This window comes from Amycolatopsis sp. NPDC000009 (assembly GCF_055563465.1).
The window spans coordinates 23077-44438 of sequence record NZ_JBVHDI010000031.1; the positions used below are offsets into that span (position 1 = coordinate 23077).

Sequence of the window (21362 nt, forward strand, 5' to 3'; positions counted from 1 at the left end):
CCCGAAGCCTATCCACCCGCACCGACAGCAGTGACGCGCCCGCCCCCGGACCGGGTTCCGGTCAGTCCGCTTTGGCCAGTTCGGCCGAGTCATCGAGGTCCGCGAGGGTCTCTTCCCGCAGTGCCAATTCCGCCTCGGCGGCGGCGCATTTCGGCGACAGCCTGCCCAGCACGGCCTCGCTGATCTCGCCGAGCGCCTTCACCTGTTCGGGGGTCAGCGGGTCGAAGAGGCTCTCGCGGACGGCCTCGACGTGCCCGGGCGCGGCCTCCTCCAGCGCGGCGAAACCCTCGGGGGTGAGCACCGCCCAGGAACCGCGTTTGTCGGTGGGACACGACTCGCGGCGCACCCAGCCGTTCGCCTCGAGCCGCGCGACCGCGTGCGAGAGCCTGCTGCGCGACGCCTTGCGCGCGTCGGCCAGTTCGCTCATCCGCAGCCGCCGGCCCGGCGCCTCGGACAGGGCGACGAGCACTTCGTAGTAGGTGTGGGGCATGCCCGCCTCGTGCTGAAGCTGGCCCTCCAGATGCGCTTGCAGCATGCGCGTGGCCGCGGAGAAGTCGCGCCAGACCTTTTGCTCCTCGTCGGAGAGCCATCGGGGTTCGGACATGACGCCCATTCTACCCCTGGTTGAACGCTCAACCAAATTGCGCTACAGTCATTGTTGAGCGCTCAACCAGACGAGGGTTCACCACGAACGCACCCAGACTTTTGGAGATCCGACTCTCATGACCACCACCGAGATCCCGGGCTACGTCGCAGGCAAGTGGACGATCGACACCGCCCACTCCGACATCGCCTACACCGTGAAGCACCTCGGCCTGGCCAAGTCCCGGGGCAACTTCACCGCCTTCACCGGTGAGGTCGTCACCGCAGGCAACATCCTCGACTCGTCGGTCACCGTCGAGATCGACGCCTCGTCGGTCGCCAGCGGCGTCGACGGACGCGACACGCACCTCAAGTCCGAGGACTTCTTCCACGTCGACGAGCACCCGGTCATCACCTTCCGCTCCACCGGCATCCGCGAGGACGGCGGCGACTACGTCATCGACGGCGAGCTGACCTGGCGCGGCAAGACCGTCCCGGTCTCGCTCGAGGCCGAGTTCAACGGCATCGGCACCAACCCGGCCAACGACAACGCCACCACCCTCGGCGTCTCGGCCACCGCGACCGTGAACCGCCGCGACTTCGGCATCGGCCCGGAGGGCAACGCCTTCCTGTCCGAGAAGGTCAAGATCGACATCGAGCTGCAGGCCGCGCTCAACGCCTGAGACCCGCCGGAAGTACATGAAGGCCCCTTTGCTTGCGCCTGGCGCAAGCAAAGGGGCCTTCATGTACTGAAATCGAGCTACCAGGCACCCGCCAGCAGTTGCCGTGTCTCCCCCAGCAACTGCGGCAGCACCTTCGTATGCCCGATCACCGGCATGAAGTTCGCGTCGCCGCCCCACCTCGGCACCACGTGCTGGTGCAGATGCGCGGCGATCCCCGCGCCGGCGATCACACCCTGGTTCATCCCGATGTTGAACCCGTGCGCCGACGAAACCTCCCGGATCACCCGCATCGCGTGCTGGGTGAACTCCGCCACCTCGACGGTCTCCTCCGCGGTCAGATCCGTGTAGTCCGCGACATGGCGGTACGGCACGGCCATCAGGTGACCGGGGTTGTACGGGTACAGGTTCAGCACCACGTACACGGTCTTCCCGCGCGCGATGATCAGCGCGTCCTCGTCGCTCTTCTCGGGGAGATGGCAGAACGGGCAGCCTTCGTCGGGTTTCTTGGCACCCTGCACGTAGGCGAGCCGATGCGGGGTCCACAGGCGCTGCAACGCGTCCGGGACCCCCACACCGTCCTGTCCGACGACTTCAGGGCCATCGAGGCCCGTCACCGGAGTACCGCCTCCAAGCCCGCCACGGTCGGCGAGGAGTTCTCACGGCGCTGGACCCAGCCGGCGATCGCCTCGACCGCGTCGGCCACCGGGACACCGTTGATCTGGCCGCCGTCGCGGAACCGGAACGACACCGCGCCCGCCTCGACGTCCTTCGCGCCCGCCAGGAGCATGAAGGGCACCTTCTGCGTGGTGTGGGTGCGGATCTTCTTCTGCATCCGGTCGTCGCTCGCGTCGACGTTGACCCGGATCCCCTTGGCCCGCAGCGCCTTCTCGACCCCGCGCAGGTGCTCGACCTGGTCCTCGGTGATCGGGATGCCGACCACCTGGACCGGCGACAGCCACGCCGGGAACGCACCCGCGTAGTGCTCGGTCAGCACACCGAAGAACCGCTCGATCGAACCGAACAGCGCGCGGTGGATCATCACCGGGCGCTGACGGCTGCCGTCGCCCGCGGTGTACTCCAGCTCGAACTTCTCGGGCAGCATGAAGTCCAGCTGGATGGTCGACATCTGCCAGGTGCGGCCCAGCGCGTCCTTCGCCTGCACGGAGATCTTCGGCCCGTAGAACGCGGCGCCACCCGGATCCGGCACCAGCTCCAGCCCTGAGTCCACGGCGGCGGTGCGCAGCACCTCGGTCGCCTCGGCCCAGACCTCCTCGGAACCGATGTACTTCTCCTCGTTCCGAGTGGACAGTTCGAGGTAGAAATCGTCGAGACCGTAGTCGCGCAACAGGTTCAGCACGAAGTCCAAAAGGGACTTCAGCTCACCGGGGACCTGCTCCAGGGTGCAGAAGATGTGCGCGTCGTCCTGCGTCATCCCGCGCACCCGGGTCAGGCCGTGGATCACGCCGGACTTCTCGTAGCGGTACACGGAACCGAACTCGAACATCCGCAGCGGCAGTTCCCGGTAGGAACGCCCGCGCGAACGGAAGATCAGGTCGTGGAACGGGCAGTTCATCGGCTTGAGGTAGTAGTCCTGGCCGGGTTTGCGGACCGAACCGTCCTCGTTGTGCTCGGCGTCGAGGTGCATCGCCGGGTACATGCCGTCGCGGTACCAGTCGAGGTGACCGGAGGTCTCGAACAGCGCGCCCTTGGTGATATGCGGCGAGTAGACGAAGTCGTACCCGGCCTCGACGTGCCGCTGGCGCGAGTAGTTCTCCATCTCCTGCCGGATGATCCCGCCCTTGGGGTGGAACACCGGCAGCCCCGAGCCGATCTCGTCGGGGAAGGAGAACAGGTCCAGCTCGACACCGAGCTTGCGGTGGTCGCGCCGCTCGGCCTCGGCGAGCCGCTCCAGGTAGACGTCCTGCGCCTCGGCGGATTCCCACGCGGTGCCGTAGATCCGCTGCAGCTGCGGGTTCTTGTCGTCACCGCGCCAGTACGCGGCGGCGACGCGGGTGAGCTTGAACGCCGGGATGAACTTGGTGGTCGGCACGTGCGGGCCGCGGCAGAGGTCGCTCCACACACGCTCCTTGGTGCGCGGGTCGAGGTTGTCGTAGATGGTCAGCTCGCCGCCGCCGACCTCCATCACCTCGGAGGTGTCCACTGTGGAGTCTTCGGACTTGATGTCGACCAGTTCCAGCTTGAACGGCTCGTCGGCCAGTTCCTTCTTCGCCTCGTCGACCGAGTCGAAGACACGGCGGGAGAACTGCTGCGCGCCCTTCACGATCTGCTTCATGCGCTTTTCGAGCGCCTGCAGGTCTTCCGGGGTGAACGGGGTGTCGACGGCGAAGTCGTAGTAGAAGCCGTCCTTGACCGGCGGCCCGATGCCGAGCTTGGCCTGCGGGAACTGCTGCTGCACGGCCTGGGCGAGCACGTGGGCGGCCGAGTGCCGAATGACGCTGCGGCCGTCCTCGGTGTTCGCCGCGACGGCCTCGACCTCGGTCTCGGATTCCGGGGCCCAGGAGAGATCGCGGAGGTTCCCCTCGGCGTCGCGCACGACGACGATCGTGTCCGGTCCCTTGGTCGGCAGCCCGGCTTCGCGGACCGCGGTGCCCGCCGTAGTGCCCGCCGGTACCACCACGCGCGGGGCGGTTGCGGCTGCTACTGACGACGGCTGGGACACGATGGACTCCTCGCGATGAAGGCGGATGTTTCGTGTGATGTTAGTCGTCACCCGCCGCGCGGCTCACGCGCATTACCCCAAGCACCACGAAGGCCTCCTTCCCATCGGAAGAAGGCCTTCGCGTATCGGCGGACGAGGTCAGACGGTCTCGACGACCTCGTCGAAGTCCAGCCGCGGCAGGCGGTCGAACCAGGGGTTGTCGCCCGGCTTGCCGACGTTGATCACGACGAGGGACTTCCACGGCTTGCCCGCGAAGAACTCCTTGTCGATGCCCTCGGCGTCGAAGCCCGTCATCGGGCCGGCGGCCAGCCCGGCGGCGCGGACACCGATGATGAAGTAGCCGACCTGAAGCAACGCGTTGAGCTTGGCGGTCTCGACGCGGCTCGCCTCGTCGGCGAACAGGTCCTTGGCGCCAGGGAAGTGCGGGAACGTCCGCGGCAGGTTCTCGTGGAACTCGGTGTCGGCGGCCAGCACGACGGTCACCGGCGCGGCTTCGGTCTTGGCGCGGTTGCCCTCGGACATCAGCGGGGCGAGGCGCTTCTTGCCCTCTTCGGTGCGGATCACCAGCGCGCGCAGCGGCTGGTTGTTCATCGACGTCGGGGCCCATTTGACCAGCTCGTAGATCGCGCGGATCTGCTCGTCGGTCACCGGCTCGTCGCTGAAGCTGTTCGCGGTACGGGCCTCGCGGAACAACAGGTCCTGAACGTCCTGCGGGAGGTTCAAGGCTTCGGTCGGCTCAACGCTGGTGGTCATGGGTGGATCTTCCTTCCGTACGCGTCCTGTACCCGGCACAACCTAGTTGAGCGCTGAACTATTTCTCGCTCAACTACCTCTTCGTGTGGGTACGGTCACAGGAAGGCGTCAGTAGGCGCCTCGTCCCTGCACCACGGCACGGAAGGTCTTCCACAGGATCACCAGGTCGAGGGCGAGCGACCAGTCCTCGACGTAACGCAGGTCGAGGCGGATGCTGTCGGCCCAGCTGAGGTCGCTGCGGCCGCTGACCTGCCACAGCCCGGTCAGCCCCGGCTTGACCAGGAGGCGGCGGCGCGCGTCCGGGGCGTACTTCGCGGTCTCCTCGGGCAGCGGCGGGCGAGGGCCGACGAGCGACATGCGTCCGCTCAGGACGTTGAACAACTGGGGCAGTTCGTCGAGGGAGTACCGGCGAAGCAGACCACCGACCCGGGTGACCCTCGGGTCCTTCCGCATCTTGAACAACGGGCCCGCGCCTTCGTTGTCCGCCTCGAGGTGCTGCTTCAGCTTGTCGGCGTTCGTGACCATCGTGCGGAACTTCAGCATCGTGAAGGTGTGGCCGTCCCGGCCGACGCGGCGCTGCCGGTAGATCACCGGACCGCGGTCGTCGAGCCTGATCGCGACGGCGATCGCCAGCAGCAACGGGGAAACGAGAGTGAGGAGCAGAGCGGAACCGAAGCGGTCGAGCGCCTCCTTCACCAGGCGGCGGCCGCCGGTGAACATCGGCGCGGTCACCCGCAGCAGCGGCATGCCGAGCACGCCGGAGACGTTCAACCGGGGTCCGGCGACCTCCATCAGCATCGGCGCGACCACCATCTCGGCCGACGTTCCTTCGAGGTCCCAGGCGAGCCGCTGGAGGCGCTTCGGGTTCCAGTGCTGATCGGCGGTCACGGCGACCACCCGGTAACCGCCGCGGCGGACGTGGCCCGCGAGGTCGTCGAGCTTCCCGACGATCGGGACGCCTTCCACCTCGCCGCTCTCCCGTTCCGCGCCGGCACCGGAATACGTGCAGACGGCTTCCACCCGCCAGCCGACATGCGGATCGGCCTTGGTGCGCGCGATCAGGTCGGCGACCGTGTCGGGACTTCCCGCGGCGAGCACCGGCAGCAGGCATTCACCGAGCCGCCTGCGCCGGTGCAGCACCTGTCTCAGCGCGTACCGCTGCAGGAACATGAAGACGGAGATCATCGGGACGACGATGAAGACCCACGGCTGCACGGCGAGCGCGCCGAAGAGCAGGCCGCCCAGCGCGACCAGAACGGCGGTGGTCACCAGGCCACGCCCCAGCGTCCGGTACTCCTCCGCCCCTTCGCCCAGCACACGGGGACTCCAGGCGCGGCAGACCGACAGCCCGAACAGGAAGGCCGCGGCGGTACCGAGCGCGTGCATGTCGTGCGGATCGGATCGATCGATCAAGAAGGCGCTCATCACGATGAGCACGAAAGCGGTGAAAACGTCACTACCGACGACCCAGGCTCGGTAGCGCGATTCCCAAGCCGCGTAAGGCGGCCGCGCCGACATCGTGCCGACCGCGTCGGCATTGCCCGCACCCCGTCGAGGGGGAAGCGGAATCGACTGAAGGTCGATGTGCTGCGGCGTCCCGTTGACGGTGGACGACGGCCGCACCGACTCTTCCATCAGACCTCCCGGAGTGGGGATTCCCGAACGCCGGATCAACACGCTGAGTAAATGAGAGTGATCTCGAAGAGTGATCGATTCTCAAGGTCTCTCCGCGGCCGATGGGGCGACACACGCCAAGGTATCGGCCACTCTCCGGCCATCGTTACAAGGATTTCCAGCCACACCCTGGGCGGGCATCCGGCAAATGAATGCCGTGTTGATAACAACATGATGACGATGCGTAATAGACCGTATCCGGCGAACAACTACTCAAAGTAGTCACGAATTCCCCTGATTCCCGGCCACTTGGAGCACCGGCACCCCGATCGGCCGAACAGCCCCGAAAACTCCACAGTGGACGGTCCGGGCAAGTCGATCTCCGGTCGGTCCACTGTGGATTTCCCGGTCCCGGCGGACGGCCTGCCGCCGGACGCGCTCACCGCGAGCCGACCTACCTTGTCAATCGGTCACCGGAGTGGCGTTTCGTCACATCACGTCAGCATCACGACGACCCGGCCGCCGCGGCCGGGCGGGTGAGCCGCCCGGCCATGTCCCACATCACCTTTCCGGTGGTCTGAACCTTTCGGCGGACACTTCGTGCCGAGGATCACAAAGGTGTCTCGATCGTCGGATCATGCGACATTTTCGCGACGTGCCGCGAGATGTCCGACGAGTGTCCACACCGGCCGGAACGAGAGGCTTCGGAGATCGTCGAACCACGGCCGGCGGCCACGCCGGCGGACTCGGCCGCACCGGGGGCGCCGCCTGGGACGGCAGAAGTACCGCCCCCACATAACCCGCACCCGACCTGGGGATCGAATGCCGCCGGACAGCTCACCCCGGAAATGAATCAAGGCCCCGGACCATCGGTCCAGGGCCTTCATCCGGTGGGCGATACTGGGATCGAACCAGTGACCTCTTCGGTGTGAACGAAGCGCTCTCCCGCTGAGCTAATCGCCCGCTCGCGGTGTTCGGGAAACTCTACCCCACGACTTTAGGGGGCCTGCAAACGGGTGGTTCCGTCCGACCACACTCCGCTCACCAGCAAATACGGAGCGAACAACCGCGAGCTAGCCGGGGTTGTCACGGCCGGGGGGCGCCCGCGACGCGCTTCGACATTCGTGCGACGGTGCTATCGCGTGACGACTAAACCGCGCAGTATGTACATGTGGACTGCCTGCAGGGCGCATGGATGGCTGCGCGTCGCGCGGGTGATGATGGGGTGACCCGGGGTCCGATGACCCCGTCCGGGTGATCTGCGGCAAAACCGCGTTCCGATCAGCCGGCCGATGCGTCACATCATCGCCACTCGGTTCGACCGGGCCGGGAAGGAGACGAAGGGTAGGACGATGCGCAACGATCACGTGACGCTCCGCTCGACGGCGGTGTTCGACCTCCTGGCGCCGCGGACCCCCGCGGTTCCGGTCAAGGTGGAACTGCGATACGACACACGCGACCCGTACGCGGTCGTGGCCGCCTTCCGCACCGGCCGCGCCGGCTGGGTCGAGTGGGTCTACGCGCGCGATCTCCTCGCGGACGGCCTCCTGGCCGACGCGGGCGACGGCGACGTACGCATCCGCCCCTCCGTCGAAGACCCCGAGTCCGTCCTCATCGAACTGAACTCGCCGTCCGGGCACGCCATGTTCGAGGCGTCCGCTCAGGAGCTGGCCGACTTCCTCGACCGGACCTACGACGTCGTACTCCCGGGCAACGAGCACCTCTGGGTCGACGTCGACGACGCCCTGACTCACCTGATCCCCAACGATCTGGCCTGATGACGGGCTTGCGAACAGCAAGTGGCACCCCGGTTGCAGGGCCGATTTCGGGGTCCGATAGTGTTCACACACACCACGGCGACGGGGTGAGGAACAGAACCGCGAGGTTTTGAGCTTCAGCCGGACCGAGGATGTGCGGATGTAGCGCAGCTGGTAGCGCATCACCTTGCCAAGGTGAGGGTCGCGGGTTCGAATCCCGTCATCCGCTCGGAAGGCCCTCTCGGGCCTGACACGGTGGAGTGGCCGAGAGGCGAGGCAACGGCCTGCAAAGCCGTGTACACGGGTTCGAATCCCGTCTCCACCTCGCGCGATTAGCTCAGCGGGAGAGCGCTTCCCTGACACGGAAGAGGTCACTGGTTCAATCCCAGTATCGCGCACCATCTGTTTTCGCAGGTCAGAAGCCCTGCTCCTCCTCGGAGGGGCGGGGCTTCAGTCGTTCAATGGCGATGAAATGGCGATGGCCCTCGGGGCCGTCTCCAACTGCCCGTCACGGAACGTGGCGTGCAGGTGCGGGAACCACTCCCCCAGCTTCGTCCGCTCACTCGGCGTGAGCGCGACCAACGAGCCGATCCAGCGGGTCTCGAGCGCTTGCAGGATCTGACGGCGCATCAGCGGAGTCACGTGGTCGTAGACCCTCGCGATCCCCTTCATCTTCTGACCCAGCCGCGCCCGACGGGCGACTTCGGGGATGCCGTCCTCGGCCAGCCAGGTGTTGTGACTGTGCCGGCCCTCGTGGAAGGTGAAGGTCGGCAGGATCGGCTGCACCACTTCCGCCGACCGCGTGTGTTCAGCGTCACTGCCATCCCAGACCGGGCGCCAGTAGCGGTTGCGGAAGTTCGACCGCCGCAGCGGTGCTCCCTCGGCGCTGCAGAGCACGAACGGGAAGGTATGGCTGTCGATCAGCTCTTCGTAGAAGACCGCGATACTCGGTGGCAACTCCACGCTTCGCGTACCGGCCGGTGTCTTCGTCCGGCCCTTCTTCGCGCGGCCACCCTGTCGTCGAGGTGTCACCGGACGAGTCGGCCGCGGCCCGAGATCAGCCAGCCGCGAGGTGTCGACCCGGCGACCACCCTTGAAGAGGCGTCCGCCGATCTCCTTTAGCGGCTCGCGGATCTGGATCGCCCGTGCTTCGCTGTCGTACTCGTGCCGCTGCTGACCGACCAACTCGCCCCACCGGGAACCGGTGTAGAAGTCGAGCAGACCGAGCACGAATCCGGCGAGTCCGAGCCCGCTCTCGTAGAGGCGCATCGACGCCCTCAGTGCTTGCACCGGAGTTGCGACGAGGTTCTCGATCTCGAACTCGCCCGAAGTGACCCGGATCCCGGCACACGGGTTCGCGGGAATCTTCCTCGCCTTGACCGCGGCACCAAGGATCGTGGAGAACAGCGAGAAGATCGACGCCACCGACGAGTCGGCGTAGTCCTCGTGCAGTTCCGAGAGCCACTTCTCGATCTCGACGTAGCTGTTGAAGATCCCGGCCAGCGGCCATGACGACCACTGCGGGTGTAGATGGTTGTCCAGAAAGGACCGGTACTTCGCCGATGTCGTCGGCTCCAGCCGCGGACCGACCGCGTCCATGAACTCTTCGGCGAATACGCCGAACAACATCTCCGCTTCCCGCGGGTCCAGCCACAGGTTGCGCCGGATCAGCGCCTCCTGCTCCACACCCCACGCCTCGGCCGCCTTCTCTGAGTTGAACCCGGCTCGGCTCCCCCACGTCCCGTCAGGACGTTTGAACCGAGCACGCCACCCTGGCGTACTACCGCCAGTCGGTTGCGCATAGGCCATGTCGAACACACTCTCTTCCTAGGGTGACTCCCGGATCAGCCGGGAGTGAACAGAACGGCCGACGCTCACGCCGCACGCATGCCACCGCGATACGGACGCACCTCGCTCTTCGTCAACTGCACGATCTCCGCGACGTCCTCACGGCTGAACCGGTAGTGCTTGCCGAACCGACGATGCGGGAACACCCCGGCCGCGGCCCGGTCCTTCAACGTCCTCGGAGACAAGCCGAGCAACGCACCAACGTCCTCTGCCGTCAGCAGCGCAGCGGGATCGCGCGGGGCGTGCTCCGACAACGCGCGGACCGCGCTGGCCAGCTCGCGGATCGAAGCCGCCAGTGCCGCAGCACCATCGACGGAATCAAGCGCGGAAGTGCTCGCGCGCGGACTGTCGTCCGTCACAACAGTTCACCTCCTCCAGTGACGTGGACAGCACGGTTCCGCCCTGCCAGGTCACGGCACCGGATGGTGCCGGCGGCCACGGACGTGAAGGGCTCGTGCAACGGATCAGCTGATGAGACGCGGTAGCGTCGGCCAGTCGCCAGCTGTACCAGCTGAAACAGCTGGCGCACAAGGCAATCCTGAGCGAATCGGACGACCCACCCGATCGCGTGAACTACGGGTCAGCTCGGATCTCCCACCGCGTTCGCCGGATCCCGTCCACGCCGCGCGACTCGCGCGGTCGCGACACAGTGGACCAACCCGGCCGCGGCCGAAGGTCGGCGACCGGACGGAAACCGGCCGCGCGCAGACTCGCTCCGCTCTCGCCGTCCTGGGTGTAGGTGATCAGTCGCCGGAACCCGAGTGTCCGAGCGACGCGCCACGAGACTCCATAGAGCTTGGAGTTGGCGTTCCGGGCTCCGGTCGTGCAGGTGCGCGTCACCTCGACACTCACCCCGTCGTCAAGGTGACGGGCAACCGGGCGCCCGACGATCGCCACACCGACGAGCTCGGTCTCCTGGGCGACGCCCACCGCGAACTTCATCCCACGTGGCGGCCGATGATGCCGGTGATGCGCAGCGATGAAATCGCACGCCTGGCGGAAGGTGACCGGGACGATACTCAAACCCATTGCGGCACCTCCGGTCGGCCGCGACCGATAGAACTCGGCGGTTCACGGTGGAAGGAGCGGGCACCGTCTCGGCCGGGTCCGAGTCCGGCCTCTCCGCGGCTGGATATGTCGCCGGTGTCCCCAGTGGACGGTCTCTCGCTCCGATACTCAGAAAAGTCACCGAGCATCATGAGCACCCCTACGCCGCGTTCGACAGAACACGTGCCGTATCACCCAGCCGCGGCAGCACACGGCGAGCGGGCAGTGGCGGAACTTGAAGCGCAGTCACGCGGCTCCCGGCTTCAGGATCTGCGCGAAACACGAGTGCGGTGTGGTGCGCGGGCAGGGCGATGGGGTGGCCGAGAGCGCGTTCCGCGTGAGCCACGGCGCGGCGTTCGGCAGCCGTGGCGTGCGTGCGGATTCGGTGCTGGCGAACGTCAGCGGTCAGCGCGACACTGCGCCCCACCGGCGCAAGCCCGACGGCGGCGCCGATGGCCGTGATCTGGCCGGGAACGTCGAGCAGTTCGTGCCCGGCCGGATGCCGCTCGGGTGCACAGGTGACGACGACATACCCGCCTGGGCGCACCAGGTGCCGGTACTGCGTCAGCAGTATGTTAAGCCGCTCGAGCGCCGCTGTGAGATCACCGGCCGGACCGCGGCGCAGGGGTGGTCAGCAGGAGGTCGATGCGGCCAGCCAGCCCCGCCGTTGCCGCGGCGGCAGCCGTGCCAGGGCGTCTGTCGAGGACGAGAACCATCCCGTCGACGAACACGCCGCGAGCCTTCGTGGCAGTCACGTTCGCGCGGGCCAGGCGCCACCATCGGCGTTGTCCGGTGAGCCCGATCGCATGCCGCCCGCAGCGCAGTGCTTCGACGATTGTCGTTCCGGCTCCGCAGTCCGGATCGAGCACCACACCGCCAGGCGGGGTAAAGACTTCGATGGCGTGCCGGGCAATGGCCGGGGTCATCAACGCGACATCGGTGCCGGTGGCGTCGTGGTAGCCGCCCTCGGCCAACTGGGTCGCCACACTGGCCGTCCCGGTCGGCCAGACCGAAGTTAGGGCCGGGCTGTCTGGCTGTTCACGCATTCGGGACCTCCGTCCGATCGGCAGCGTCCGCGAGTCGTCCAAAGAGCACGAGGTCGTGGTGGGCCCTGCGCGACGGCAGCACGCCGCGGACCGGCTCGGCGACGGTTGCGGCTTCCGGAGTGACCGGCGCGGTAAGCACGGCGATGGCGTCGAGACAACGCAATCCGCACTTACTCAACGTGTCCACGGTCAGTGCTTGAGGATCGCGCAGCCGCCCGCCTCGAGTTTCACTGTGTGTGATGACGGCGGCGAGCCCTCGCGGAGCGAGGAGGTCGGCCCAATCGGTGTGACCGAGCCAGTCGGTGGCGAACGGATCGAGGGCGGTGATGATGAGGTCGAACCGGCCCCGGGGTCGGTGCACGGTCCGGCGGCGTCTGCGCGGTGAGTCGGTGTCCGTTTCATTGACCTGGCCGAAGTCGGGCCGACTGAGTCGGGGTCGCGACTCGGACTCCGTCCGGTCAGGCGGGGCAAGGTCAGTGTCGTCGCAGAGGTGACCCGGTTCCGGCGCGGCGGTCGCGGTGTCGACGCCGCGACCGAGTCGGGCGACGGTCCAGACCGCTTCGTCGACTCCGGCGTAGACGGTGGTGCCGCGGGTCCGATCGGAGACGGACCGCGGTGCGCGCGTCGCCGCCGGCGGAGTCAGCAGGAGCACGCGGTCGCCAGGGCGGGTGTAGGTCCTGACGAGAGTGAGGATCGTGCGTCCGAGCCAGCCGGCGAGCAGCGCGGTTCCGGGCAACTGCTCGGCGTCGACGAAGGGCCAGAGAGTGGTCAGACGCGTCGCGCGACCGCGTCCGACAGCGGGCGGGCGGAGGCGAACCCTGCGCCGGTGGCTATTGCTGTGCGGCGGTGTCGGCGTTCGTCGATAGGACGATCGGTGTCGACCGCGTCCCGGCTCATCGTGAGGTGTCGATGCCATGGGTTGCCCTTCCTCGCGGCGTGGCCTGCCAAGTCACTCCAAGAGGCGGGTTTAGAGCCCGTTTTTCGACACCGAAATCGACACTTCTTCAAAAACCCGTCGATAACATTCAGCTGGACCAATCAATCAATCCAGCTTCAGGTTTCTCAGATCTGCCCGGCTAGAAGTTGTTTTTCTTATCCGACCAGAAGTGTGACTAAGATCGAACTAAGAAGCACTTAAATGGCCTTGTAGACATCAAGAAGGCAGTGCTCCGCCAGCACGCAAACTCGCCGCACTGAATCATTTCAGTAGCGATCCTTTAGTAGCTTTTCTTGTTCTTTTCTTGTCGCCACTCCGGCTTCCTGACGGGGCAATTCCACTAACCGGACAGGAGCAGGCGATGACAAGAGAGTGGTTGCCCTTGGACACGGCACGCGATGCCTTCGGTTGGCTGGTGACCGGGCCGGAACCGATGGCGTTGCACGGCGCGAAGTTCGCCGGGTTGCCGCGGCGGCCGGTGCCGTTGGACGAATTGCGGGACCGGGTGATGAGCAAGCAGTGCCCGCCCCGCACCCGCGACGACGTCTGGGCGCATCTGGTGCTGCAGTCGCGCGCCCAAGGTGGCGCGTGGACGGTGGCGTGCGTGGGGATGGCCTTGCCGTCCCTCGCCTCGAGTGCACGTTGGCTGGCGGCACGGTATCGCGGTGATCGCGCGGACGTGCACGCGGCAGTTCTCGCCGGGTTCATCCAGGCGCTTACGACAGTGGATCTGACCGATCCGGGCATCGCGGTCCGGCTGCATTTCGCGGCCCGCCGCGCCGGGCAGGCGGCATTGGAAGAGTCTCTCGACGCTCCGCTGCCCGCTGGCTCGGGCTATCGCTCCACCGCGCCGCGGCCGCCCTACGGGCACCCGGACTTGGTGCTCGCGCGGGCAGTCGGTGAAGGGATTCTCACCCCCGCCGAAGCGGAGCTGATCTCGGCGACGCGGCTCGGCGAAGACTCGATGACCGAGTGGGCACAGCGCTGCGGGACCGCGCTCAAGACCGCGTTCAAGGCCCGCGACCGGGCCGAGGACCGACTCGTCGCGTGGCTGCGCGATCAGGTGACGGCCCCCAACTCCGAGGACCCGGTCGCGGACGCGGCGCTGACCGCATTGGCCTCCGATGTCGGCGGTGTTCCGGTCGAGGCCCCAGCACAGGCATCACGCGCTGTGAGCGGACGTCTGCGCAACGGCAGGCAGCCGGGCCAGAAGAAATCTTCACGCTCGGTGTCGAAAAACGACCCGAAATCCGGCCTCTTGGGGCGCGGGGAGACCACACCCGGCTCTCCGCGTACCGCCGAACACGAGCCGACTTCGGAGGTGCGCCGATGCGCATGACACCCCCGCCACCCTTCCACCACACACCACGTCCGCGCACGCGGCCGGTGGCGCAGCCGATGATCCGCAGCGCGCTCGTGACAGTGAGCGCGCTCCTGCTGTGTGGCGCAACCGTGGATCCAGCGCAGGCCGCCACACACGTCGTCGCGCTCGCGACCACCATCGATCAGGTCTTCACCAACATCCGCAACTGGTTGATCGGGATCTTGGCGGGCCTGGCGACAGTGTTCCTGACCGTCGGCGGTGTTCGGTACTTGCTGGCCGGTGGCGACCCGGGTGAAACGGAGAAGGCGAAGTCGGCTTTCCGCAACGCTGCGTGGGGCTACGGGTTGGCGGCGCTGGCACCGCTCGCCGTGGAGATCCTTCGCGGGATTGTCGGGGCCTGAGGTCATGGCCCCGCCCCGTCCCGACCCCGCGCTCACATCCGATCGCAGCGAGACCGACACGCGTGTGACGATTCGCGGGCGCATCCTGCTCAGCCCATACACCTCGGGCGGGACCGGTCGTCCACGGCGTCGCCTCCTGCGGTTGCTTCCGCTCGGCCTGGTCGTGGTCCTCGGCTGTCTTCTCGCGGTCGGGGCGTGGGCGGAGCCGGAGTCTTCGCCGCCCTCTACCGTGTCGCAGGCCGCGGCGGCGCAACCGCAGCCCGAGCTTCCCCTGCCTCTCCCGACGGTCGCACCGGGTGAGACGTGTGCGCCGGACCCGATCTGCAACTTCCCAACTGGGTCGCCACGGCCGTCGGTTCCTGCGACTCCGCTGCCGCCGATCACCGAGCTGCCGGCGCCGGAGAGCTGTTTCCCCGGCCAGATCGGCTGCGTACCCGGCGAACCAAACACGGCTCCGGCCACCAGTCCCTGCGTCGGTGAAGGGTGCATCCCGCAACCCAGCTCCCCGCCGCCGTCAACGCCTCCGGGGCCGGTCGGGCCGGGTGTCGGCGGTGACGACCCGGACTGCGGGATCACCGACATCGAAGGCTGTATCAACAAGGCCATCAACGCGGTGTTCCGCGAGCTGGTCAAGTCCGCGCTCGACCCTCTGCTGAAGCTGCTGGGCGACACCGCGTTCAGCACGCCGACGCTGGATTCGCTGCCCGGAGTGACGAACCTGTGGAACAACTCCTGGCTGATCGTACTGGCCTGCTACAGCGGGCTGATCATGATCGGCGGGATCATCGTGATGTCGCACGAGTCGGTCCAGAGCCGCTATTCGATCAAGGAGATCGCGCCCCGTCTCGTCATCTCCTTCATCGCCTCGATGCTGTCGCTGTTCGTCATCGACAAGGCGATCCGACTCGCGAACGCGTTGTCGACCGCGGTGTTGTCCGGCGGGGCGGATCCGCCCAAGCTCGGCGACAACCTCACCCAGTCGATCAACGGCACCTACTCCGCGATGGCCTCCGGCGGGCTGTTCGTCATCCTGCTGAACGTCGTCCTGGTCATCGCGGTCATCGCGCTGCTGCTGGTCTACGTGGTGCGGGTGATCATCACGCTGCTCCTGACCGTGTCCGCCCCGCTGTGGGTCGCCTGCCACGCCCTTCCCCATACCGACGGCATCGCCCGCTGGGGCTGGCAGGCACTCGCCGCCACCCTCGGTATCCAGGTCGTCCAATCGCTCACGCTGATCGTCGCGGTCAACACCTTCCTCAACGGCAGCACGAAGCTGTTCAGCTCCGTCGGCGGCGGTCTGATGATGCTCTTCGCCGTCCTCGGACTGCTCTACATCCTGATCAAGATCCCGTCCTGGTTCCTCTCCGCCACGAAGCTCGGCGGGGGCGGCCGCTCGTTTCTCGGCGGCTTGGTCAAAGCCGTGATCGCCGCGAAAACCTTCGGCGCCATCGCCGGACGTTCCGGCGGGTTAGGCGCCTCCCACGCAGCTGGCATCGCCACGACACCCCGCGGCCGCGGCGGGGATGGGCGTGCCCGTGTCGCCGACCCGCCCTGGCCGCCGCAACCGCGGCTGGCCCCGACTCCCGAAGCGGTGAACAAGCGCATGCAACAGCACTACGACGCCGAGCGGCTGCGCGCCGCCCAGCACCCCCGCGTCCCCTCGCAAGAACCGAAGTTCCTGCAACCGGGCCCGCAAGTCACGACGCACGACCCCGCGGTCAGCCCCGCACCGTCGGGACCGCCGCCCAAGCCGAAGTTCAGTTCGGCGCCCCGGCCCGCCGTTCCCATCCCGCCGTCCCGCCGTGGTCGGCGGCACGTGGCGAACCCGCGATTCCAGACGGCGAACCCGTCACACCGCCACGGGAACGGGCAGGCGCCCACGCAGCCGGTCGGTGTCGCGGCGGTCCCGCCGCACTTGCGGTTTAAGCCCGCCGCACCGGAACCGGGCCATGTGTCCCGGCCGGTCACTCCCGCGACCGCGACGCCGTCGGCACCGGTGTTCCGGACCCCGCATCCCGAGGCTCGCCCCGCGGACGCCCGTCCGCGCACTCCGGCCGCTCCCCCGGTCGCGTTCCGGGCGCCGGCTCCACCACGCCCAGCACCCGCGCCGAAGCCCTCGTCCCGTGGAGGCAAGAAGCCATGACCCAACCTGTGCGCATACCGTCCGATGTGGATCGGGAGGACCGTGTACTCGTCAATCTCACCGCGCGGCAGCTGGCGATCCTCGTGGTGACCGGGATCGTCCTGTACGGCGGGTGGACGCTGGCGCGCGGCACGGTACCGCTGCTGGTGTACCTGATCATCGCCGTCCCGATCGGGGTCGCGGCCGCAGTGCTGGCCCTGGGTCAGCGCGACGGTATGAGCCTCGACCGGCTCGTACTCGCGGCCATCCGGCAGCGCATGCAGCCACGGCATCGGGTAGCCGCGCCCGAAGGTGTCCGTCCCGCGCCCGAATGGCTGACCAGTCAGGTCGCGGCGGACGGTTCGCAGGTGTCACCGGCCGCGCTGCGACTGCCCGCGGAAGGGGTCACCGAAGCCGGTGTCATCGACCTCGGGTCCGACGGCGTAGCCGTGGTCGCGGTCGCCAGCACCGTGAACTTCGCGCTCCGCACCCCCGGCGAACAGGAAGCGCTGGTCGCGTCGTTCGGCCGGTACCTGCACTCGATCTCCGCGCCCGTGCAAATCCTCGTCCGCGCCGAGCGGCTCGACCTGAGCCACCAGATCAACGACTTGCGCGAGGCCGCTCCCCGCCTGCCGCATCCGAGGCTCGAAACGGCCGCGCGAGAGCACGCGACCTATCTCGACCAACTCTGCCGCTCGACCGATCTGCTGCGCCGTCAAGTGCTGATCGTCCTGCGCGAACCGGTACGCGCGGCCGGTCCGACCGACGGGCTCGGCGGCGCGCCACCGCTCGCGCTCCTGCGCGCACGCCGCCACGCCAACCGGAACGACACGATCACCGAGAGCGCGCTGCGGTCCGCGGAAACCCGGCTCGTGCGCCGCCTGGGCGAAGCCATCGAGCTGCTCTCCCCCGCCGGGATCACGATCACCCCGCTGGACGCCGGGCAGGCCACCGCCGTCCTCGCCACCGCCTGCAATCCCGACACCCTGATCCCGCCGTCGGCCGGGCTCGCCGGCGCGGACGAGGTGATCACCACCGCCGCCGATCCCGATGACGAACCATCCCTACGAGCACAAAGGACCCACAGGGGGCCCGCACGCCGTGCGGCGCCGGAGGCGACAGCACTGGACGACTGGGAGGGCGACGACCTATGAGCAGAAAACCCAGCCACACTCGAGGACGCGCCCGGCGCACCGCGGCAACACCGGCGGGCGGAGCCAGTGCGTTCACCCCGGACTCCCTCTCGGTCTCACCGCGGCATCTGGAGATCGGCGGCGAATGGGTCGCGTCGTTCGCAATCACCGGCTACCCGCGCGAAGTACACGCGGGATGGCTTCAGCCGCTGCTGTCCTATCCCGGACGGGTCGACGTCTCGCTGCACATCGAGCCAATCGACCCGGTCACCGCCGCCAACCGGCTCAAGCGCCAGCTGTCCAAACTGGAATCCGGTCGACGGCACAGCAACGAGAAGGGGCGACTGCTGGACCCCATGGTCGAGGCCGCCACGGAAGACGCCTACGACCTGTCCGCCCGCGTCGCCCGCGGCGAGGGAAAGCTCTACCGGTTCGGCCTGTATCTGACCGTCCACGCCACCAGCGAAGACGATCTCGCCGAGCACGTCGCCGCCGTCCGGTCGCTTGCGGCGTCGCTGCTGATGAACGCCCAGCCCACCACCTACCGGTCGCTGCAAGGCTGGGTATCGACCCTGCCGCTCGCACTGGACCTCATCGGCATGCGCCGCACCTTCGACACCAGCGCGCTGGCCGCCGCGTTCCCGTTCACCTCACCGGACCTTCCGCCCGCCGACCCGACCAGCGTCGCCGCACCGGACGGTGTGCTGTATGGGTTCAACATCGGCAGCCAGGGCCTGGTGCACTGGAACAGGTTCGCCGCGGACAACTACAACAGCGTCGTCCTCGGCCGATCCGGCGCTGGGAAAAGCTACGTGGTCAAACTCGAAGCGCTCCGCTCGCTCTACCGGGGAATCGAAGTCGCGATCATCGACCCGGAAGACGAGTACCGCCGGCTGTGCGAGGCCATCGGCGGCACCTACATTCGCCTCGGCGATCCCGCGGTCCGTATCAACCCCTTCGACCTGCCGATCGCGACTCGCCCGGACGGGCGCCGCACCGCGCCTAAGGACGCACTGACCCGACGGATCCTGTTCCTGCACACCGTGATCGGTGTCCTGCTCGGCATGGAACTGTCCGCGCACCAGCGGGCCGTGCTCGACCGCGCGTTCCTCGCCACCTACAAGAATGCCGGGATCACCAGCGATCCCCGAACCTGGGGTCGACAGGCACCATTGCTGGCCGACCTGTCCGCGACCCTGACCGGCACCGATGACCCGGTCGCGGCCGACCTCGCGTCCCGGCTGCATCCGTTCGTCGACGGCGCCTCCGCGGCGATGTTCGCCGGACACACCACCACCAGGCCCGAAGGCCACCTGACCGTCTTCAGCCTCCGCGACCTGCCCGACGAACTGCGCGCGATCGGGACCCTGCTCACCTTGGACACGATCTGGCGGCGGGTCTCCAACCCCGCCATCCGGCGACCGCGGCTGATCACCGTCGAGGAAGCGTGGCTCCTCATGCAGGACCCCGCCGGGGCGCGGTTCCTACACCGCATGGCCAAAGCAGCCCGGAAACACTGGGCAGGCCTGACAATCGCCACACAGGATGTCGGCGACGTCCTCGGCACCGAGCTGGGCAAGGCGATCATCGCCAACGCCGCTACACAGATACTTCTCCGCCAAGCCACCCAAGCGATCGACGAGATCGTGGCGACGTTCAACCTGTCCGACGGGGAGAAACAGTTCCTCGTCTCCGCGGACAAGGGACAAGGCTTGCTCAGCACCGGGACACAGCGAGTCGCGTTCCAAGGCCTCGCCTCGCCCCAAGAGAACGCGCTTATCACCACCGACCCGGCCGAGCTCGCCGCGTACGCAGAGCCCGGCGGCGAGATCGACGACAGCGCGTTCGTCGACCTCGATACCGAGCCAGCGTTCGACGAGGAAACCGCCCCTCACGTCGACCTCGCCGCCTGACGCTAAGCCGCCCTTAGCCGCTCTCTTTCTTGCTCTGCCTGCCTTGTGTGAGGTGCCGTATGTCTTTACCGACCACGAAACCCGCTAGCTCCAGCCGGCCCGCACGGCTGCTGACGCAGAACCGGGCGATGCGCGCCATCGGCGTCTGGAACTGGACACTGCCCGCGCTCGCGGCCCGGCTGCCCGACGGACGAACACAGGTGACCTGTCCCGCCGCCTCGGCATGCGCGCAAATCTGCTACGCCCGCTCTGCGCGGAATTGCATCGAACGAAAGCCCCCTGCGACATCCGAGCTGCGGCGTCAGCACCTGGCCGTCAACCTACTACATCACCGAGTCAACGCCTCCACCTGCACACTTGCCATCACCCTTTCATCTGATGCAAGATTCTTCCGAGAAACGGAAGGAGGCCACTGTGGACAGTCGGGGCGAACCGCCGCCCGGCTCGGCGCGATCGGAGCTGGCTGGCGGGGTTCTGCTGCTGCGTCCCGAGGACGCAGTGCTGGACGCGATGCTGGCTGGCTGGGAGAAGCAGCAACGCGGCGGACGACAGTTGCGACAGGAAACCGTCGACAGTCGCAAGAGCGTCGTTCGCCGGTCTTTCGAGTACACCAACGAGTACCCATGGCACTGGACCGCAGTGCACATGGACGAGTGGACGGCAGAACTGGTGATGGAGCAAGCGCTGGCGGAGTCGACGCTGCGCAACTACCAGGGCGTGATCCGCATGTTCTGCGACTACATCACCTCGCCCCACTACGACTGGGCCGACCAGTGCGAAGCGCGCTTCGGCACGCACCCGGTGCAAATCGTCCACGAGTGGAACACCGTCGCCCACCTGGTGGACTACGAGGGAGGGCCGGGCCGACGCCCGTTGACCCGCGAGGAATGCCAGGCGTTGTTCGACTACGCCGACGACCAGGTCGAGCGGGCGGTGCGCCTCGGCCGCAAGGGCGCGTTGACCGCGTACCGCGACGCCACAGTCCTGAAAGTCCTTTATGGATGGGGACTGCGCGTCACCGAGGCCAGCAAGCTGGAACGGGCCGACTGGTACCGCAATCCGAAGGCTCCGGAACTGGGCAAGTTCGGGATGCTCAACGTGCGCTGGGGCAAGCGATCCCGAGGATCTCCACCGAAGCGGCGGTTGGTCGCCTCCACCATGCCGTGGGCCGTGGACGCCGTCGAGGACTACCTGGTCCACGTCCGGCCGCGGTTTCGCCTGCCGGATCATCCGGCGATGTGGGTGACCGAGCGCGGCGGGCGGCTGCGGCCCCGCGAGATCGAAGAGCGTTTCGCACTCTACCGCGACGCGTTGGGAATGGACTCGGATCTAGTGCCGCATTCGTTGCGGCACAGCCACGTCACGCATCTGATCGAGGACGGCGCCGACCCGAAGTTCGTCCAGGAACAGGTCGGGCACCGGTTCGCCAGCACGACGGCGATCTACACCGGAGTCTCCGGGGACTTCATGAACACGATGCTGCGCCGGCACCTGGACCGCGGACTGACCACCGACTGAAGGA

Annotated in this window: 19 protein-coding genes, 4 tRNA genes and 1 pseudogene; 12 read left to right on the forward strand and 12 right to left on the reverse strand. The window is 67.6% G+C overall.

What is annotated here, in order from left to right:
* Nucleotides 1-61: 61 nt before the first annotated feature.
* Complete coding sequence (locus ACZ3HL_RS42210; RefSeq protein ID WP_465411695.1) at nucleotides 62-604, reverse strand: MarR family winged helix-turn-helix transcriptional regulator; 543 nt, start codon at nucleotides 602-604, stop codon at nucleotides 62-64.
* A 118-nt stretch (nucleotides 605-722) separates the two neighbouring features.
* Between ACZ3HL_RS42210 and ACZ3HL_RS42215 the strand changes: the two genes are divergently transcribed.
* On the forward strand, nucleotides 723-1265 hold the full coding sequence (locus ACZ3HL_RS42215) for a YceI family protein (protein WP_465411696.1): 543 nt from the start codon (nucleotides 723-725) through the stop codon (nucleotides 1263-1265).
* A 77-nt stretch (nucleotides 1266-1342) separates the two neighbouring features.
* Here ACZ3HL_RS42215 and ACZ3HL_RS42220 read toward each other — a convergent pair whose 3' ends face one another.
* The 5 genes from ACZ3HL_RS42220 to ACZ3HL_RS42240 all read right to left on the reverse strand — a co-directional run bounded on the left by ACZ3HL_RS42220 (nucleotide 1343) and on the right by ACZ3HL_RS42240 (nucleotide 7275).
* On the reverse strand, nucleotides 1343-1879 hold the full coding sequence (locus ACZ3HL_RS42220) for an HIT family protein (RefSeq protein WP_465411697.1): 537 nt from the start codon (nucleotides 1877-1879) through the stop codon (nucleotides 1343-1345).
* Entirely contained in the window at nucleotides 1876-3945 is a 2070-nt protein-coding gene (thrS, locus tag ACZ3HL_RS42225; protein WP_465537437.1) for a threonine--tRNA ligase, read from the reverse strand. Before thrS ends, ACZ3HL_RS42220 begins: the two co-directional genes overlap by 4 nt.
* A gap of 138 nt (nucleotides 3946-4083) precedes the next feature.
* Nucleotides 4084-4698 (reverse strand): malonic semialdehyde reductase, encoded by a 615-nt coding sequence (locus tag ACZ3HL_RS42230; protein WP_465411699.1) that lies wholly within the window; start codon nucleotides 4696-4698, stop codon nucleotides 4084-4086.
* A 108-nt stretch (nucleotides 4699-4806) separates the two neighbouring features.
* On the reverse strand, nucleotides 4807-6333 hold the full coding sequence (locus tag ACZ3HL_RS42235) for a sugar transferase (RefSeq protein ID WP_465537438.1): 1527 nt from the start codon (nucleotides 6331-6333) through the stop codon (nucleotides 4807-4809).
* A gap of 870 nt (nucleotides 6334-7203) precedes the next feature.
* A tRNA-Val gene (locus ACZ3HL_RS42240) sits at nucleotides 7204-7275 on the reverse strand.
* Nucleotides 7276-7664: 389 nt separating this feature from the next.
* Between ACZ3HL_RS42240 and ACZ3HL_RS42245 the strand changes: the two genes are divergently transcribed.
* The 4 genes from ACZ3HL_RS42245 (at nucleotide 7665) to ACZ3HL_RS42260 (ending at nucleotide 8470) form a co-directional block, all read left to right on the forward strand.
* Nucleotides 7665-8090 carry an SsgA family sporulation/cell division regulator gene (locus ACZ3HL_RS42245; RefSeq protein WP_005159130.1) on the forward strand — a complete coding sequence of 142 codons (426 nt, stop codon included), beginning with the start codon at nucleotides 7665-7667 and terminating at the stop codon, nucleotides 8088-8090.
* Between the two features lie 135 nt (nucleotides 8091-8225).
* Nucleotides 8226-8298, forward strand: a tRNA-Gly gene (locus ACZ3HL_RS42250).
* Nucleotides 8299-8323: 25 nt separating this feature from the next.
* Nucleotides 8324-8394: transfer RNA gene (locus ACZ3HL_RS42255), tRNA-Cys, on the forward strand.
* A 1-nt stretch (nucleotide 8395) separates the two neighbouring features.
* A tRNA-Val gene (locus tag ACZ3HL_RS42260) sits at nucleotides 8396-8470 on the forward strand.
* A gap of 49 nt (nucleotides 8471-8519) precedes the next feature.
* Here the strand turns inward: ACZ3HL_RS42260 and ACZ3HL_RS42265 are convergent.
* The 6 genes from ACZ3HL_RS42265 to ACZ3HL_RS42290 all read right to left on the reverse strand — a co-directional run bounded on the left by ACZ3HL_RS42265 (nucleotide 8520) and on the right by ACZ3HL_RS42290 (nucleotide 12746).
* Nucleotides 8520-9755 carry a tyrosine-type recombinase/integrase gene (locus tag ACZ3HL_RS42265; protein ID WP_465537440.1) on the reverse strand — a complete coding sequence of 412 codons (1236 nt, stop codon included), beginning with the start codon at nucleotides 9753-9755 and terminating at the stop codon, nucleotides 8520-8522.
* Nucleotides 9756-9943: 188 nt separating this feature from the next.
* Nucleotides 9944-10276, reverse strand: coding sequence for a helix-turn-helix domain-containing protein (locus ACZ3HL_RS42270; protein ID WP_465537442.1), 333 nt, complete (start codon nucleotides 10274-10276; stop codon nucleotides 9944-9946).
* A 214-nt stretch (nucleotides 10277-10490) separates the two neighbouring features.
* Nucleotides 10491-10946, reverse strand: a complete 456-nt coding sequence (locus tag ACZ3HL_RS42275) for an XF1762 family protein (RefSeq protein WP_465537443.1) — start codon at nucleotides 10944-10946, stop codon at nucleotides 10491-10493.
* Between the two features lie 178 nt (nucleotides 10947-11124).
* Nucleotides 11125-11511: a hypothetical protein gene (locus tag ACZ3HL_RS42280; RefSeq protein ID WP_465537445.1), complete on the reverse strand. Its 387-nt coding sequence runs from the start codon at nucleotides 11509-11511 to the stop codon at nucleotides 11125-11127.
* A gap of 55 nt (nucleotides 11512-11566) precedes the next feature.
* Nucleotides 11567-12010 (reverse strand): DNA methyltransferase, encoded by a 444-nt coding sequence (locus ACZ3HL_RS42285; protein ID WP_465537447.1) that lies wholly within the window; start codon nucleotides 12008-12010, stop codon nucleotides 11567-11569.
* A complete protein-coding gene (locus tag ACZ3HL_RS42290; RefSeq protein WP_465537449.1) occupies nucleotides 12003-12746 on the reverse strand; it encodes a hypothetical protein in 744 nt (247 codons plus the stop codon). The genes ACZ3HL_RS42285 and ACZ3HL_RS42290 overlap by 8 nt, the downstream gene beginning before the upstream one ends.
* 562 nt (nucleotides 12747-13308) lie before the next feature.
* On the opposite strand from ACZ3HL_RS42290, the gene ACZ3HL_RS42295 reads away from it, so the two are divergent.
* From ACZ3HL_RS42295 to ACZ3HL_RS42325, 7 genes and pseudogenes are all read left to right on the forward strand, one after another.
* Complete coding sequence (locus tag ACZ3HL_RS42295; RefSeq protein WP_465537450.1) at nucleotides 13309-14286, forward strand: hypothetical protein; 978 nt, start codon at nucleotides 13309-13311, stop codon at nucleotides 14284-14286.
* 59 nt (nucleotides 14287-14345) lie between these two features.
* The gene (locus ACZ3HL_RS42300; RefSeq protein WP_465537453.1) at nucleotides 14346-14672 is read left to right on the forward strand and encodes a pilin; all 327 of its coding nucleotides are present in this window, start codon (nucleotides 14346-14348) and stop codon (nucleotides 14670-14672) included.
* A 64-nt stretch (nucleotides 14673-14736) separates the two neighbouring features.
* Entirely contained in the window at nucleotides 14737-16815 is a 2079-nt protein-coding gene (locus ACZ3HL_RS42305) for a TrbL/VirB6 family protein (RefSeq protein WP_465537455.1), read from the forward strand.
* Complete coding sequence (locus ACZ3HL_RS42310) at nucleotides 16812-17948, forward strand: PrgI family protein (RefSeq protein WP_465537457.1); 1137 nt, start codon at nucleotides 16812-16814, stop codon at nucleotides 17946-17948. Before ACZ3HL_RS42305 ends, ACZ3HL_RS42310 begins: the two co-directional genes overlap by 4 nt.
* A complete protein-coding gene (locus ACZ3HL_RS42315) occupies nucleotides 17945-19840 on the forward strand; it encodes a VirB4 family type IV secretion system protein (RefSeq protein ID WP_465537459.1) in 1896 nt (631 codons plus the stop codon). The genes ACZ3HL_RS42310 and ACZ3HL_RS42315 overlap by 4 nt, the downstream gene beginning before the upstream one ends.
* A 59-nt stretch (nucleotides 19841-19899) precedes the next feature.
* A pseudogene (locus ACZ3HL_RS42320) lies at nucleotides 19900-20091 on the forward strand (GP88 family protein); the annotation flags it as partial.
* Between the two features lie 163 nt (nucleotides 20092-20254).
* Complete coding sequence (locus tag ACZ3HL_RS42325) at nucleotides 20255-21358, forward strand: tyrosine-type recombinase/integrase (protein WP_465537461.1); 1104 nt, start codon at nucleotides 20255-20257, stop codon at nucleotides 21356-21358.
* Nucleotides 21359-21362: the final 4 nt, after the last annotated feature.